Here is a 17,255-nt window from a genome sequence, read left to right on the forward strand (position 1 = left end):
AATTTAAGAATTATTTGCTATCCATATAATGGCTAATTAGTAACTTAGCCATGAAAGCTATTTTATAGAACAAGATTCGTTTTGCTAGGTTTAAACTGGCCATTTTAAAATTATGCATTTAAATATTTTAGATACATATAACAAAGAATTACCACCGGATGATAATTCAGAGAATACGAGAAGACAAGTATTTGAAGCTGGTTATTCTTATGTAAGGCCTTTAATACCGTCTAACCCAGTTTTAATTCATTTATCTAAGCAATTAGCCAAAGATATTGGGCTTGAAGTTAAAGATTTAACCTCGAAGGAATTTTTAGAAATCTTTTCAGGAACCACAGTGTATCCAAATACCAAACCATATGCCATGGCATACGCAGGCCATCAATTTGGAAATTGGGCAGGACAACTAGGAGATGGCAGAGCTATTAATCTTTTTGAAGCAAATCATAATAATAATCAATGGGCATTTCAGTTAAAAGGGGCAGGTAAAACACCTTATTCTAGACAAGGTGACGGTTTGGCTGTTTTAAGATCCTCTATACGTGAATATCTATGCAGTGAGGCAATGTATCATCTAGGTGTGCCTACAACCCGTGCATTGAGTCTAATGCTCTCTGGTGATGATGTGCTAAGGGATATGCTTTATGATGGAAATTCTGCATACGAAAAGGGTGCAATAGTTTGCAGAGTTGCACCAACTTTTATTCGATTTGGCAATTTTGAACTTTTTGCCTCTAGACAAGATTTTAAGAATTTAAAAAAACTTACTGATTATACAATAAGACATTTTTTTCCGCACTTGGGTAATCCTTGTAAAGCTGTTTATGTAGAATTATTTAGAGAAGTGACACTGCGTACATTAGACATGATAATTCATTGGCAACGCGTAGGCTTCGTGCACGGTGTTATGAATACGGACAATATGTCCATTTTAGGACTTACAATAGATTATGGACCCTACGGATGGCTTGAGGGTTTTGATTTTGGCTGGACACCTAATACTACCGATAGACAAAATAAACGCTATAGATTTGGTAATCAACCAAACATTGGTTTATGGAATCTTTTGCAGTTGGCAAATGCCTTGTATCCTCTAGTTGAAGAAGAAGAACCCTTTGAATCTATTTTAAAAAGTTACCAGACGGATTTTGAAAGGAAGTCATTAGAAATGATGTGTTCTAAACTCGGTTTACAGACCATTAAAGAGTCTGATTTAAAACTTATAACCTTGCTAGAAGATTGTTTGCTAGCTGAAGAAACCGATATGACAATTTTCTTTAGATTATTGTCTAATTATAAAATGGGAGAACCAATGAATGGTATTTCAATTATTAAAGATGCTTTTTACAATTTAGATCAATTGAATGATGATGCTATAGGCCATTGGAACAATTGGTTCTTAGAATACGATAAACGATTGCAATTAGAATCTTTAACAAAAATTGATCGAAAAAAAGTCATGAATCTTGTAAACCCAAAGTATGTTCTCAGAAATTATATGGCACAGTTGGCTATTGATAATGCAGACAAGGGTGATTATGGCTTAATTCATGAACTTTTTGACCTATTAAAACATCCATATGATGAACAGTCTAGCAAGGAAAAATGGTTTGCAAAACGACCTGAATGGGCTAGGCATAAAGTAGGTTGTTCTATGTTGTCTTGCAGTTCGTAATTAATCAAAATACTTTGGCTAATATTATATTATCTGTTAAAATCCAAAATTTATAGATACTCTGTCGCTTATCATTCAAATTTTGTAAGAAAAGTTAATACTTAATATATTTGGATTATTAACTAATCAATACTCCCACATGAATTTTTTACGTAAAACTGTTCTTTTATTAATAATTAGTCTTATTGTAAATGCATGTGCAACTCATAAATTGCAGGTGGAAAAAAATACAATTGTTGATTTTCCTGAAGATAAAATGATAAGACATTCTTTCTATTTATTGGGTGATGCTGGTAATTCTAAAATGAATCAAGTAGATTCCGCAATTATTAATTTTGGTGCTGCTTTAAGTGAGGCCTCTTCTAATAGTACCGCGATTTTTTTAGGTGATAATATTTATCCAAATGGGCTTACCAATAAAAAAGATAAAAAAAAGTTAGCGGAACATAGACTTAAGGTTCAAACGGATATCGCTAAAAATTTTAAGGGAAGAACAGTTTTTATTCCAGGAAATCATGATTGGTATAGTGGAATTAAGGGGTTAAAACGCCAAGAAAAATTTGTGGAAGACGAATTAGGTAAAAATACATTCTTGCCTGAAAATGGTTGCCCTATCGAAAAGGTTAATATCACAGATGATATAGTACTTATAATTGTAGATTCTCATTGGTATGTGGCAGATTGGGATAATTATCCAACAATCAATGATGAGTGTGATATAAAAACAAGAGTTGATTTTTTAGATGAATTAAGAAGCGAAATAAAGAAAGCACGCGGAAAAACGACAATAATAGCAATTCATCACCCTATGTTTACTTATGGTCCTCATGGAGGCCAATATAGTTTTGCAAGCCATATGAAACCATTACCTGTTTTTGGTACGATTAAAAATATTGCTAGAAAAACAGGAGGTGTAATTAATGTGGATCTTCAGAATAAGATGTATAATGAATTAAAGAACCGCGTAGTTAGTTTGGCTCAAGATAACGACAAGGTGGTTTTTGTTTCAGGTCACGAACATAACTTACAATATATTATTGAAGGTGGAATACCACAAATAGTGAGCGGTTCAGGTTCTAAAACTTCAGCAACACGTTTAATAGGTAACGGAAAGTTTAGCTACGGAGTGAATGGTTATGCCAGATTAGATGTGTTTACAGATGGCTCTTCTTTTGTAAGGTTTTATGAAACAGATATTAATGTTCCAGTTTATAAGACTTCAGTTTATGATTCAATAAAATATGATATAAGTAATTATCCTTCAAAGTTTCCAGAAACGGTTACTTCATCTATATATAAAATAGAAGACGCTGAAAAATCAGGCTTTTATAAGTTTTTATGGGGAGAAAGATTCAGAAAGCAATTTACAACACCTGTAAAAGCTCCAGCCGTAAATTTAGACACCTTATTTGGAGGGCTGAAACCAGTAAGAAAAGGAGGTGGAAACCAATCAAAATCATTAAGGTTAGAAGATAAAAATGGCGCTCAGTATGTTATGCGTGCATTAGAAAAGCAAGCGGCTCAATATCTGCAAGCACTTGTGTTTAAGGATAAGTATATCGGTGATAAATTAGACGAGGATTTTACAACTAAATTAGTTATGGATGTGTTCACTGGGTCACATCCTTATGCGCCTTTTGTCGTTGGAGATTTATCGGATGCTGTTGGTATCTACCACACAAATCCAGTATTATATTATGTGCCTAAACAAAATGCACTTGGAAAGTATAATGGTGATTTTGGTAATGAGTTGTATATGATTGAGGAGCACACTTCAGAAGGGCATGATGACATAGCTAGTTTTGGATATCAGAACAAACTCTTAAGTACTGTTGATATGCTAGATAAGATCAGAAAAGACGAAGATTTTGTTGTTGATGAGGCATCCTATATAAAAGCACGATTATTTGATATGTTAATTGGTGATTGGGATAGGCATCAAGATCAATGGCGATGGATTGAATTTAAAGAAGATGAAAAAAAAATCTTTAGGCCAATGCCAAGAGATAGAGATCAGGCCTTTTCTAAAATGAGTGACGGTTTTTTATTGGGTCTCGCTGTAAGACTTTTACCTTCTGCAGGACTTCTAAGAAAATATGATGAAGTCTTAGTAGATGAAAAAGAAATTAATGTAGAACCATATCCTCTTGATATGGCATTAATTGAGGTATCTGACAAACCTATTTGGGATGCACAAGTAAAATATATCCAAGAGAACATTACTGATGAAATTATTGAAGAAGCATTTTTAAATATTCCTGAAGAGGTTAGAGATGAAGATGTAGAGGAAATTAAAAGATTATTGAAGGCCAGACGAGGTAACTTACAAGATATATCGGACAGGTATTATAAACTGATAAATAAATTTGCAGTTGTAAAAGGCACAAATAAGGATGATTGGTTTGATATAGAACGTTTGCCAAACGGTAAGACAAAAGTATCTGTGTTCCGTATTAAGGGTGGTGAAAAAGCGGATGTGGTACTTGAGCGAACCTATACCAATGAGGATACTAAGGAAATTTGGGTTTATGCTTTAGACGACGATGATGTTTTTAATGTTTATGGTGAAGGTGACCAGTTAATTAAAGTACGTTTAGTAGGTGGGCAAAATAATGATACTTATGATATTAAAAATGGTAAAAGACTAAAGTATTATGAACATAAAACAAAAAAGAATACTTATCTAACTAATAAAGGAAACAGAAAACTTACTGATGATTATGAAACCAATGTCTATAACTATAAGAAATTAAAAAATGGTACAAACAAAATACTTCCAACTATTGGTGCAAACCCTGATGATGGTTTTAGTTTAGGTGTAACAAATGAATTGACAAACTATAATTTTGAAAGAAATCCGTTCTCATCACAACACACCATCGCAGCTAGTTACTTTTTCGCAACTCAAGGGCTTGTGTTAAATTATAAAGGAGAGTTGGCAAACGTATTCGGCACAACCAATCTGGTTTTTAATGTACATTATAATAGTCCAAATTTTGCCGTTAATTATTTTGGTTATGGAAATTCTACTGCAAACCCAGAGGTTGACAATGATAATATTGATTTTGATTTTAACCGAGTCAAAATCCGCACAATCAGTGCAACTCCTTCATTGATTTGGAGAGGGCAATATGGATCGACCTTTGAAGCAGGAATTGCATATGAGTCAAATGAGATTGAACGAACTCCTGGGCGCTATTTAGAAACTGAGTTCCCTGCTAACGATGAATTATTTGATCAGCAAGCATTTTTTGGTGCACAGGCAAAATATACTTATGATGTAAAGGATGACAAGACATTTCCAACATTAGGAATGATGTTTAGTGTTGAAGCTGGTTATAGAAATAATACAAATACAACAAAAGGTTTTGGTTATGTGATCCCTGAATTAGCATTTGATTACAAACTAGTACCTGAAGGTCAAGTTGTGCTGGCAACTAAACTAAGAAGCCATATTAACCTTGGAGACGATTTTGAATTTTATCAGGCTGCTGTATTGGGAGATCAAACGGGATTAAGAGGTTATAGAAGAGAGAGATTCTCAGGTAAAAGTGCTTTCGTACAAAGTACTGACTTGCGTTTCAATTTAAGACGTAAGTCATCTAATTTCTTACCATTTAACGTAGGTTTTTTTGGAGGGTTTGATTATGGTAGAGTGTGGATAGATGATAGTAGGGTAGCTGATCCTAGTTTTAATGAAGATCAATGGAATACATCAATTGGAGGTGGCATATTTGTAACTGCTTATAGTATGATAAATGCTAATTTGTCTGCTTTCAACAGCGATGATGGTTTACGGATTGCATTTAAATTAGGGTTTGGGTTTTAATTTAAAATTTATACCAATCAGGTCAGTAAGCCCTAAAAATTATTTCAATAGTACTTTCTTCGTTTTGTGTGCGTAACTATTTTCAATAATTAGTAGATAAATACCTCCGGTTAATCCATTTACATTTATCTTTTGATTTAATAGGCCTAATTCTAAATTATGTGTTTGAACTAATCTACCTTGTAAATCATAAAGTTTAGCAATTGACCGGTGTTCCAATTTCCCACTTATATTTATTGTATTATTGATATAATCTGTAAAAATATTTAATGAATCAAATGATGGGTATTCACTTGAGAGTGAATTATCAAAAAATCTTAAATATAGCCGCCCGTAAGCACTTAAGTCATCTGAAGGAGTTAAAATAAAATCACTATCATTCAATAATATACTTGATTGTGTGAGATGATCTTCCATATAAATAGAAATATTTTCTGGTAAGGTGTTTTCATCAAGACTAATAATCATTTCTTCACCTAAAGATGCATTAACGCCAATAGGAATTACGACATCAGAATAATCAAATTCGTTTAAAGACTGAATGGCAAATGGTAATCCTGAATTACTATTTACTAGAAATGAATAAATTGCAAAATTTGGAACTATTCCACCCCAAAGTTCAGCGTCATACCCTTTGTCAAGTCCTCTATTTGCATTTGGATTAAAGTAAAAGTCTGTATAGTATGAGTTTTCATTTTGATCAATTTTTAATTTTAAATGATTGAAAGTTGAACTTGAATTATTTCTTCCAACTATGAAGTCATTAGAATTACCAATCGCTCGCATACTTGGATTAAAACTGATTTGTCCTCCTCCCACATTAGCAGAGACAAAAAAGCCTTGCCCAGGAGCAATTAACGTTCCTGGATTTGAATCAGAAAATGCCTGGTTCCAAATGGTCCAACCATCACTGGCATCGCCATCATAACCGTAAACCGCAGCGCCTGAATTATTTAATTGACCAGTATTAGTACTCAAAAATTCACTTAAAGAGATATAGGACGGATATGGGTTACCTATGAGATTCCATTCCTCATATGCTGGTCCACTATTATAAATTGGAACATTAACCGAGGCTAAATTCACTATACCATTGAATAAAAAAGTTCCGGTGTCAGAAGATGCTGCTCTGTATCCTAACCCTGGATCCAAGGTTGCTGATTCAGTATTTGAAAAAATTTGGTAACTTCCTGTTGATTTGTTAAAAGGTCCAAATAAATAAAGGCTATTATCTGTATTGCTGAAGATATTTGGGTTGTCAATAATGAATTCACTAAATGTTTGTCCTGTTAAAGGAGCTGATATTAAATCATTAGATCCAATACCACCTTGGGAAGAACTATTACTATTGACATGTCTTTTGTAGATTATATTCCCGTCGATTGAGCCATGAGGAATTAAACTAGAAAACATTGACTCTGTGGAACGAAGTTCAATATAACCATTTCCATTTATGTGAATATTATCATGAGAAATAACTGAATAACCAGCTTCTATGATTAAAGAAGCATTGTTTTCTATATTTATAAAATTTAATTCAATATCAGATGATACCGTATATTGACCACTCAATATAAGCGCATTTTCTGTAGATGTAGAATCATCAGGTGCATAGGGGCTCCAAGAAGAACCATCGTAAATTATATCATAAGTGGGTACAGTTAAATTTATTACCAAAGTCTCTGAATTATTATAGGTTATGGTTAAGACTGCACTTTTACCATAACTATTACCTGTGTAATTAATTATTATATCATGAGACGAATTATACTTTATTAGTTTAAAAGGAATATTACCTGAATAAATGCTGAATTCACTTGCATCACTACCGGACAGCACAACATCTTTTAAGATATTTCCAATATTTCCGTTGATGTTAGACAATGTTATAATTTTTGACTCTCCAATTCCAAAAATCACATTTTCTGTGCTTGTAAGTTCACTATTAATACTAGGCGAACCAACAGGATTGTCTTGTCCATAGAATTCCATATTTTTTTGGTTTCCTCCTCCCTGATTTGGAGATCCTCCTGCAACAAAAATTCCATTACCAGATACAATTCCTTGTGTACCATGCCTCTTATGATTTAAAGGGTCACCGTTAATCCATGATTCAGTTAAAGGGTCATATATTTCTGTTATATTTAATGCCTCGGAATTCCCAGGAACTTCACCACCGGATATGATTAGTCTATTCTCAAAGTTTGCAACAATGCCAGCAGCCCTAGGAGTGGGGATATTTTGAGAAGGAGGTAATGTACTCCAAGTCTGGGTAGTAAAATCATAGACATCAACTTCCGATAATACAGGACCAAACACACCACCATCACCCCCTGATAGTCTACCAGAGGCAGCGTAAAGCTTACTGTTAATCACTGCTATGTGAAAATGATCACGTGGTCTGGGAGCATCAGCTAGTTGGGACCATATTCCAGTGTTTGGATCATATTCATCAAACCAATTAACATATCCACCAGAGTGTCCATTTGTGTTCCCAGCTAAAATGTAGAATTTATCGTTATATACTGCCAAACCTGTTGATCCACGTTTTCTTCCCGAAGGAATTTCAGGACCTTGAATCCATTCTTGAGTTGCGGGGTTAAATGACCAAATAAAATCTGCTGGTGTTTCATTTGGATAGTTATTGGTCTTAAATGCACCAATTACCCAGATTAATCCTTGGTATTCAATGGCTTGGAAATGGTTAAACTCAAAGGGTGCTGAATTTACAAGTGAATTCCATGAATTATTTGCGTAATCATAAATATCTAATGTACGTGCACTTTCCCTTCCACCAAACATGAAGAACTTATCACCAGCTTGAACAAATGAGCATTCATGCCGAGCAGTGTAATTTTCATTTTCATCCTTATCGCTCCAAACATTGCCAATAACCGTCCAAGTGAACTGCAGATTAGTATCCTCTGAATAAGGTTTAGTAGCTATTACATTTACAAAATGTGTACCATCATTGTTTGGGCCTCCATTAAGTGCTGATACATCTACTGTTCCAATAATTTGTCCATTCGTTGGCTCAATACTTAGGCCTAAAGGTTGACCACTAATGGTATAAGTTACATTCCCATCTGGATCACCACCACTTGCAGATATGGTTAAGTTAATGGATTCACCAACTTCATTAGACTGATCTGAAATAGGATCTATCTCCAATATCGGAAACTGATCTTCTATAGAAATCCATCTTGTTGAGCTTACAGGTTCACTAATACCATCTAATCCTCCATTAACTACGATTAAACGGTCTCCAAATACTTTTGCACCTGGTGCTAATAAATTTTCTGGGAGTTCACACAATTCTGACCATATATCGGTTATTGGGTCATATTCAGTAATAGTATTATAGAAAAAACTTTCACCATTACGACCACCAACAATAATTATTTTCCCGTTATGTACAATAGTACCAGGTTCAAAATGTGATCTTTTTGCAGGAAGGTCAGCAAGGCGCGTCCAACTATCTGTTGTAGGATTGTAAACATCTAAAAACTTTTGATCATCGACACTAACATCATGCCCAAACTGTCCACCAATCGCATATACAAGACTATTGAAACTGGCACCACCGAGGTGATTTCTTGGATCTGGAAGTTGAGCTGCTGCAATCCAACCCAATCCTGGATTATTTGTGTCAAAAATATAATGTTCTCCTACATCAGTTTGTCTATCAGGCATCAATCCACCGAAAAAATGAACTTTTCCATTATTGAAAGCACTCGCCCCAGATGCTCTAGGTGCTGGTAGATCTGGGCCATAGCTCCAGCTATCGGAGACAGTATTATAGATTTGGACCTTATCGGTAGCAACGCCTGGGTGACTGCCAATAAAACCACCAATAATCCAGATGTCAGTGCCTACTTTAGCAATCCCAGCATGGGTTAAGGGTTCAGGCATTGGTGCACCATAACTCCATGTGTTTGAAATAGAATCGTAAATTTCAGTTGCTCCAGTAATTTGTAAACCACCTAAAAAACCTGCAAAAACATACAATTTGTCACCAATCTTAGCACTTTGTGCTTCAATTTTCTCTAAATCAGAGTCTGCAAGAGGATTCCATTGACAAATATCAGGTGAGGTTACATTTATGTTTAGACTCTCTGTATCTGTGTTACCTTCTTCATCGGTAACTGTTAAGGTAACTTGGTAGCTTCCTGGTTGATTAAACGTATAATTAGGGTCTGCAATATTTGAACTATCACCATTTCCAAAATCCCAATTATAGCTTACAATACTATTATTGTCATCTGTTGATGCAGTTCCAGTAAAATCGACGTTGAGAGGAGTCTCACCAGTTAACACGCTGGCGGAAGCCACTGCGTTTGGTGGTTGATTTCCAGTTAGGGAAACTTGAATAACTTCAATGGCATTGATTAGAGGATTCTCTACTTCATGACCAAAAGAAATATTTAGTATGCCATCATCTACTGATGCTGGGTAAGACAGCATCCCAGCAACTTGATGACCAAAGCGAGTTATTAAATCAATATTATCTTGAACTAAATTACCTTCAATAAAAATATCATAAATTCTATTCCCGGTCTGATTTGTGCCTTCAAAACTGTTACCCGAATATAAATTAACTGTATAATTTCCATTTGTAACAGGTATACTGAACTCCATTTCTGGGGCCGATGAAGAATCATATCTTTCACTATTGAATAATCCATTAAAGGTTACCTCATCAATATAATCTGGAATAGAATTATCCCTATTTGAATATTGGAAACTCGAAGCAAAAATTTTGCCAGTGTTTACCGAATATGAGCCACTATTGTAAGCCCCTTCGGAAGGATTTGACTCCCAATCTGGACCAGCATCAGTACTGTTAATTATTGTTGGGCTACCAGCACTTATTCTTACCACAGGTACTTCAATAGTTATTTCAGATGTTAAAGAAACAGATAAGGGACTATTGGAACCATTATGTATAATCTCTAATGTTGCGGTTTTAGTGCCTCCATTATTATCTGGAGTGAACGCTATTGGAATTAATGCGTCAGCCTGCGGGCCAATTTGTATGGGTAAACTTAAATTACTATTAAATAGATCGGCGTTTGTACCAACAAAATTGAGTTGCGTAATCTCAATGGCTCCATTATTTGGATTTCCAAGATTCTTTAAGGAAAGATTTAATTCATTTATGCTACCTCCGGTATTTGATTGCCCAAAATCTAACATATTTGGCAATGGTTCTAAGGAATTTACAGAATCTTCAACAACATTTATGAAATCCCAAGTAGCTATATATTCACTTTCTGAACTACCAGATGTACTAATAATTCCTACTGCCACACCAACACTATCATTTGGATCTAAAAAGCTTGCAGGTAATGTTATTGTTGAACCCAAAGAAGATATTGTTATACCATTATTTAGAGAGTAATAAACTTGAGCTGAATTAGTACTGGGATTCACGGAAATGTACAAATTTACACCAGTGGCTTGAAGTAGATTTGCAACATCATAGGTTGCAGAAGTACTAACTCCATTTTCTTCTAAGACAACTTTAAAACCATAAGTAGAGTCACCACTAACAGTTCCGTCCATTATAGCAACTTGGAGGTAATTGTCTTGATCTCCATTACCGATATAAATTCCATAAGATTGACCTGCCAAGGGAGCACTACCATTAAATGGAGTTTCTATTTTTGAATAAACAGTAAATGGATTTGAATTGGTATCTAAATTAACTCCAAATTGAAATGCATTTTCTTGGTTATTAGTTTCATTCAATGAGGTGCCCGAAGAGACTTCATCTACTGTTGCTTTTCCTCCTGCACCTCCAAAAGACAAATTATCAGAATTAAATTGATTAAGATAATCTGTAGCTCCAGATGGGTTTAATTGTAAACCAGTAAATCCTAAACCAAAAAAGCCTGTTCCAGGATCATTATTCCAAAACGGATAGTTAAGGGGTAGATTAGTACCAAGACCATTTTGAGCATCAATGGGGAAAGCATCATTAACATCTAAAATTCCATCATTGTCATCATCAGGATCAGTCAAGTCAGAAATAAAATCTGCATCATTGTCATCTGGTTGACTGCCGGCTGAGCAATGATTTGTTCCATTACTAATTTCGTCATCATTTATATAACCATCATTATCGTAGTCCTCAGAACCAACATAATTTATATCATTGGGTTGAGGGCATTCACCAAAATCGACAGGTTCAAAAACAGTTACATCATTAGCTCCATAAGTTACTACCCAAATCGTTCCTGCATAAGTATGTGAATCACCTAAAGCTATTAAATCTAGTGGGATGCTACCGAAACCATTTAGAAATCCATTGTCTTTTGATAACAAGGTTGTCCCATCTGTATTAAATACATATCTGTTTATATTACCATTAAATGAAGCTGAAAGTATATCACCTTGCATTGCGCCATCAAAATTTGTGGCGGTATATTCACAAATTCCATTTGTAGACGAATTTACAATATCAAGAATGTTTACATCTACACTATTCAGTGACCTGTCATAATTACCTTGTCTTGGATCATTTGGAAAATCAACCATTGTAAATCCAGTAGGATTAAAGTAGCCAGTTACACCAGAAATTAAACTTGACCAGTCATAAGCGCCATTCTCCACCCAACTTGAACCATTATATTGATATTTATACACTCCCGCTTTATCAGGAAATGCTCTTATTGGCACCGGGTGACCACCATAGTATGTGTTATTAGCATCGTTGATAGTACCAACATAATGTAAGGCATCACCCTGTGTAGTCCCATTTTCTATATTGAATTGATTCGTTACATAATCTCCAGAACCTGAATTATATGTGGTTGAATTCTGGGTACCCTTAAGAGTATCATTATTATCATATATCAATGGAGCTCCACCCCAACCTGCATTAGGTCCATTATCATAAGTAAAAATTCGACCATCTTCCGTTATAACTACATCATACGCGTTTCTGTAACCTGGCGAAAAAATTTGAACTGGGCCACCATTTTCTGAAAATGTTTGATTAAGTCCGTTATTGCCTCCAAAAGGATCGCCTAAATCTATGGTGGCATTATACATTGGGTGTGAGGAATCATATGGAAAACTTGGGTGTGTATTATCAATATCCTGACGCTCTGGATCGTTAAGTGAAGGTAAATCATATATGTAAGCGGTGTTGGCAGTTCTAGGATCTAAGTAAGGCCCACCATTATTAGACTCCATTTGTTCTAGTTGCGTAAGGTTAACAATAAGTAGAGCACCACTTAAATAAAATTCAGTAGAACCAGCAAAATTATTACTAGGCGCCCCTTCATTAGTATTTCCACCTACTTGTATTAATAGATATGTGTTTCCGCCACTTGTAAACAAATCTAAACCGTTCGTGGAATGATTCTCTTCACACCTAGGAAGTCCACGCACCAAATCAACTTTTTCCCAAGCGTTTCCATTCCAGCTAAGTCTTGATAAAACTCCTGAATTTGTATCTAAATTTACATCATTTCCAGCACTGCCTCCACCACCTATGCGCGAATCCGAAGATGTGATATATAAAATTGGATTAGAAGCTGTACCTGCTGTTAGTATTCCAGTAATCTGTCTTGCTTGAGTTGAATTATTGGTCCCATCATCGTTATGATTTGGAGTATTATTTTTTATTAATGTTATTTGATTTGTATTAGTAATTGAATATGTGCCATTTCCAGCCGAAGCACTATCTCTTTCAACATCATACTCCCATATTGTTCCATTTTGTTGGGACACATACAATTTTCCATTTGGACCAAAATCCAAAGATGTAGGGTTATTTATGTTGGTTCCAACTAAACCTGAAGAACTAAAGCTTATTGACTGGGAGTTGATAATTTTATGGCTGAAAAGTAAAAGCAGACATAAAAATGTGAATCTAATTTTTAGGAACATAACGGATTGATAAATAGCGGCATAAAATTCTATAAAGTTTTATAAATACCCAATATATTTATATAATATTTGATGTTTAACGAGATTTATCGATGAAGTACTTGGGTTATATTTTTTCGACTATTTATGTCAAAATGCTTAGTTCAAAATAAAGCTGTAAATATTACCTCCTTCAGTGCTATGGCGCTCGTCAGTTATTATTAAGATGGAGTCATTTTTAAAGCAGATTCCTTCTTTTTGCGAATTATGCTTAAGGGGTAGTTTTTCTTTTTTACCTGAGAAAAAGTTGGTCTCATCATAATCAGTGAATTTCCATAGCCGTTTATGGTTTAATAACACTACAGATTTGCCGTCAAAACTGATATCGGCTGAGGTCACCCTTGTGTCTTTACCTTCGAGTTCCAAAGAAGATATATAAGTTGCTGTATGAGTACCAACAGCATTTGGTACGGTAAAAACACTAAAAATCTTATGCTCTTTGCTGAATAAATAAAAGATGTCTTTATGTATAAAAAATGCCTCGAAATCTTTTGGCTTTGTGTCAGCTGGAAGAGTAAATTGGATTGTATGAGCTTTAGCGGTGCTATTCTCTAATTCCTTATTGTAGACTTTATAAATTTGAAAATAGGTACGTTTTTTATTATTGTTTCCAAAATCACCTATATAAATATTACCATATTCATCGGCTGTAATATCCTCCCAGTCAATATTTTTAGCCTCATTTAATGTTATATATTTAGATATTTCACCTGTTGTTTCTAAGCCATATAGTATATTCTCATTTCCAGAATCTTCTATAACCCAAATTAAATTTGAATTTGGAATTTTTTCAGATGCTGAAACTTCCTTGAGGCTATTTGGTAAATCCCCAAGTAATTCTAATTTCCCAAACGAAGTACAAGCAATTGTGATAAGTAGAATAAAAATTAGTCTTTTGGGTATTAACATAGTAATTTTATAATTTCAATCTAAGACTTTGAGTAAACACAAAGATATTATAATTATTGGTGGTGGTGCAGCAGGATTTTTTGCTGGTATAAATATTGCAGAAAAGTTTCCTCAATTGTCTATTGCCATTTTAGAACGTGGTAAAGAAGGATTGCAAAAGGTTAAAATATCTGGTGGTGGAAGATGTAATGTAACACATGCAGAATTTGTCCCATCTGAATTGGTAAAGAACTATCCTAGAGGCGAAAAAGAGTTGTTGGGTCCGTTTCATTCATTTATGACAGGTGATACCATTTCTTGGTTTCAAGAGCGTGGTGTAGAATTAAAAATTGAAGAAGATGGCAGGATGTTTCCTGTTTCAAATTCTTCCCAAACTATAATAGATTGTTTTATAAAAGAGAGTAATAAGCACGGTGTTGAAATATGTTATAATCAAGCTGTAAAATCATTTGAATTAGTTGAAGATGGTTTTTTAATTCATACCATCAAGGATCAATTTACATGTAATAAGCTTGTGATTGCCACTGGAAGTAATCCTAAAATGTGGAATTTATTAGAAGGGATTGGGCATTCTATAGTAGAACCAGTTCCATCTCTATTTACTTTTGATATTAATGATGAACGAATTAAGAATATACCAGGAGTCGTTGCAAAAAATGTAGATGTTAAAGTACTGGGAACTACCTTAAATTCTCATGGACCATTATTGATTACCCATGTAGGTATGAGCGCACCAGCAATTTTAAAACTTTCAGCCTTTGGTGCTATAGAACTTGCAGAATTAAATTATAACTTTAAAATTAAAGTAAACTTTATTCAAAAAGATACTGATACTTGTATTGAGGATTTAAAAAAAGCAAAGATTTTATTCGCAAAAAAATTAGTTGTAAACACTACCCAATTTGATTTGCCAAAGCGACTTTGGAAGAAATTGGTTGTTGCCTCTGGTATTTCTGACGAAATGAAATGGGCAGAAATCAACAAATCTCAATTGGTTTCATTGGCCCAACAACTAACCCAAGCCGTTTTTCATGTAACTGGGAAAAGCACTTTTAAGGAAGAATTTGTTACAGCTGGTGGATTAGATTTAAAGGAAATAAACTTTAAATCCTTTGAAAGTAAATTAATACCGAATCTTTACTTTGCAGGCGAGGTAATAAATGTAGATGCTGTAACTGGAGGTTTCAATTTTCAAAATGCTTGGACAGGAGCATATATTGTGGCACAATCAATTACTAAATAATGAAAACATATATCGCACTTTTAAGAGGAATAAATGTCGGTGGTTATAGAAAAGTGCCTATGGCTGAACTTATATATATTTTAGCTAATATTTGACTTGAAGGTGTAAAGACTTACTTTCAAACTGGCAATATTATTTTTCAATCTGATGAACAAAAAAAACAGAATTAGAGAGAAGAATTCAAAATTCGATTCTCAATCATTTTGGCTTTGAAGTTTCTGTATTGGTAAGAACAAAACAGGAGCTAAATTCAATATTTGAGAATTGCCCCTTGTCAGAAGATAAAAAATCAACAGTTATTTTGCAATACTTAGTCATGTGCCAAACAAAAAATCAGTAAACAAAGCTAGTCAAAAGACCTACGAAAATGAGGAGTATTTCATTATTGGTGACTGTATCTACTTTTATTGTACAACCAGTTATGGCAAAACTAAATTTAAATTACTTTGAGCATAAATTATCCATTGGTGTCACAGCCAGGAATTATAAAACTATGCTAAAATTGATAAGCATTACAGAAGAAAATAGACCAAACCTCTAGATTTTCTCTATTTTTGTAACTGAATTAAAATTAAATGATAGATCAAGATTTTATTCTTAAATCCTACAACTCCAAAGTAGAAAGAGGATCGGTAAAATGGTCGTCTCCAAGTAACATAGCTTTGGTGAAGTATTGGGGAAAACGCAAAAATCAAATTCCTGAGAATCCGTCGATTAGTTTTACACTATCAAATTGTAAAACTATAACCGAAGTAACATATACCAAGAAAAAAAGTACAGAATTTAGTTTTGAAGTTTTTTTCGAAGGTGAGAAGAATGAAGCTTTTAAACCTAAGATTCAAACCTTTTTTGAACGTATTGAAAGCTATGTCCCATTCTTAAGAGATTATCACTTTAATATTGAAACATCAAATACTTTTCCTCATAGTTCTGGTATTGCTTCTTCTGCTTCAGGTATGAGTGCATTGGCACTTTGTTTAATGAGTATTGAGGAAGACTTGGGTGTAGATTATGCAGATGATTACTTTAATCGTAAGGCATCTTTTTTAGCGCGTTTAGGATCAGGAAGTGCTTGTAGAAGTATTGAAGGAGAACTTGTGGTTTGGGGTAAAAATAAGAGTACAGAAAGCTCAGATTTATTTGGAGTTAGGTTTGATGGTGATATACACTCAAATTTTAAGGATTATCAAGATGCAATTTTACTAGTAGATAAAGGAGAAAAACAAGTTAGCAGTACTCTGGGACATAAGCTTATGTACGGTCATCCATTTGCTAAGGAGCGATTTTTACAAGCACATGACAATTTGGACAAACTAAAGGATATACTGTCATCAGGTGATTTGAAGGAGTTTATAAAAATTGTTGAAAGTGAGGCCTTAACCTTACATGCAATGATGATGACAAGTATGCCATATTTCATTTTAATGAAGCCAAATACTTTGGAAATCATAAACCGAATTTGGAAGTTTAGAGAAGAAAACAATTCAAATATTTGCTTCACTTTAGATGCTGGAGCTAACGTTCATGTATTGTTTCCCAAGGCTGAGGAATCAAAAGTTTATGACTTCATTAAGAGTGAGTTAGTTGCATATTGCCAAAACGGTCACTATATTTGTGATAGCGTTGGGAATGGTGCAAAACGGTTGTAGCCAAACCTGGCA

General features: G+C 34.3%; 9 protein-coding genes. 7 read left to right on the plus strand and 2 right to left on the minus strand.

Annotated elements, in window-relative coordinates; all coding sequences use genetic code 11:
- Positions 1-112 precede the first annotated feature (112 nt).
- The gene (locus DUZ96_RS12115; RefSeq protein ID WP_114302195.1) at positions 113-1,675 is read left to right on the plus strand and encodes a YdiU family protein; all 1,563 of its coding nucleotides are present in this window, start codon (positions 113-115) and stop codon (positions 1,673-1,675) included.
- A gap of 139 nt (positions 1,676-1,814) precedes the next feature.
- Positions 1,815-5,504: a metallophosphoesterase gene (locus tag DUZ96_RS12120; RefSeq protein ID WP_114302196.1), complete on the plus strand. Its 3,690-nt coding sequence runs from the start codon at positions 1,815-1,817 to the stop codon at positions 5,502-5,504.
- Positions 5,505-5,543: 39 nt separating this feature from the next.
- Here DUZ96_RS12120 and DUZ96_RS12125 read toward each other — a convergent pair whose 3' ends face one another.
- Positions 5,544-13,403 carry a malectin domain-containing carbohydrate-binding protein gene (locus DUZ96_RS12125; RefSeq protein ID WP_114302197.1) on the minus strand — a complete coding sequence of 2,620 codons (7,860 nt, stop codon included), beginning with the start codon at positions 13,401-13,403 and terminating at the stop codon, positions 5,544-5,546.
- 138 nt (positions 13,404-13,541) lie between these two features.
- The gene (locus tag DUZ96_RS12130) at positions 13,542-14,351 is read right to left on the minus strand and encodes a hypothetical protein (protein WP_114302198.1); all 810 of its coding nucleotides are present in this window, start codon (positions 14,349-14,351) and stop codon (positions 13,542-13,544) included.
- Positions 14,352-14,379: 28 nt separating this feature from the next.
- On the opposite strand from DUZ96_RS12130, the gene DUZ96_RS12135 reads away from it, so the two are divergent.
- The 5 genes from DUZ96_RS12135 (at position 14,380) to mvaD (ending at position 17,243) form a co-directional block, all read left to right on the plus strand.
- Positions 14,380-15,594 (plus strand): NAD(P)/FAD-dependent oxidoreductase, encoded by a 1,215-nt coding sequence (locus DUZ96_RS12135; protein WP_114302199.1) that lies wholly within the window; start codon positions 14,380-14,382, stop codon positions 15,592-15,594.
- Positions 15,594-15,689, plus strand: a complete 96-nt coding sequence (locus DUZ96_RS13150) for a DUF1697 domain-containing protein (protein WP_114302200.1) — start codon at positions 15,594-15,596, stop codon at positions 15,687-15,689. Before DUZ96_RS12135 ends, DUZ96_RS13150 begins: the two co-directional genes overlap by 1 nt.
- Positions 15,690-15,784: 95 nt before the next feature.
- Positions 15,785-15,934 (plus strand): DUF1697 domain-containing protein, encoded by a 150-nt coding sequence (locus DUZ96_RS13155; RefSeq protein ID WP_258774392.1) that lies wholly within the window; start codon positions 15,785-15,787, stop codon positions 15,932-15,934.
- Between the two features lie 27 nt (positions 15,935-15,961).
- On the plus strand, positions 15,962-16,135 hold the full coding sequence (locus DUZ96_RS13160; protein ID WP_181855281.1) for a hypothetical protein: 174 nt from the start codon (positions 15,962-15,964) through the stop codon (positions 16,133-16,135).
- 34 nt (positions 16,136-16,169) lie between these two features.
- Positions 16,170-17,243 (plus strand): diphosphomevalonate decarboxylase, encoded by a 1,074-nt coding sequence (gene mvaD / locus DUZ96_RS12150; RefSeq protein ID WP_114302202.1) that lies wholly within the window; start codon positions 16,170-16,172, stop codon positions 17,241-17,243.
- Positions 17,244-17,255 lie beyond the last annotated feature (12 nt).

The organism is Winogradskyella sp. KYW1333, from assembly GCF_003335675.1.
Classification (GTDB): Bacteria; Bacteroidota; Bacteroidia; order Flavobacteriales; family Flavobacteriaceae; genus Winogradskyella.

Coding starts and splice junctions, on each gene's coding strand:
- DUZ96_RS12115 (WP_114302195.1), top strand. CDS start 113: ATGCATTTAAATATTTTAGATACATATAACAAAGAATTACCACCGGAT.
- DUZ96_RS12120 (WP_114302196.1), top strand. CDS start 1,815: ATGAATTTTTTACGTAAAACTGTTCTTTTATTAATAATTAGTCTTATT.
- DUZ96_RS12125 (WP_114302197.1), bottom strand. CDS start 13,403: ATGTTCCTAAAAATTAGATTCACATTTTTATGTCTGCTTTTACTTTTC.
- DUZ96_RS12130 (WP_114302198.1), bottom strand. CDS start 14,351: ATGTTAATACCCAAAAGACTAATTTTTATTCTACTTATCACAATTGCT.
- DUZ96_RS13150 (WP_114302200.1), top strand. CDS start 15,594: ATGAAAACATATATCGCACTTTTAAGAGGAATAAATGTCGGTGGTTAT.
- DUZ96_RS13160 (WP_181855281.1), top strand. CDS start 15,962: ATGAGGAGTATTTCATTATTGGTGACTGTATCTACTTTTATTGTACAA.
- mvaD (WP_114302202.1), top strand. CDS start 16,170: ATGATAGATCAAGATTTTATTCTTAAATCCTACAACTCCAAAGTAGAA.